1 protein-coding gene is annotated in these 255 nt (G+C 47.8%); it reads left to right on the forward strand.

Translation table 11 applies throughout. The features are described from left to right. Window positions 1–255 (forward strand): proline dehydrogenase family protein (locus AAEY72_RS15590; protein WP_352311525.1); only part of this gene is annotated, 255 nt, incomplete at both ends.

A 255-nucleotide genomic window follows, 5' to 3' on the forward strand; every position in this document is an offset into this window, starting at 1 on the left:
GTCTTGGCTTAGTTGTACAAGGTTACTCAAAGCGTGCAATTGCTATTTTGGCTTGGCTGGCACGCTTGGCAACTGAGGTTGGCGACCGTATTCCTGTACGTCTAGTAAAAGGCGCTTATTGGGATACAGAAATCAAGTTGGCACAGCAAAAAGGACTCTCAGGCTATCCGGTCTGGACGCGTAAAGAAGGCACGGATACCGCTTATCTTGCCTGCGCGCGTTTCTTATTATCAGAGCATTTGCGTGGTCTTATTT

The sequence above is a fragment of the Psychrobacter sp. W2-37-MNA-CIBAN-0211 genome (assembly GCF_040309405.1).
Classification (GTDB): Bacteria; Pseudomonadota; Gammaproteobacteria; order Pseudomonadales; family Moraxellaceae; genus Psychrobacter; species Psychrobacter glaciei.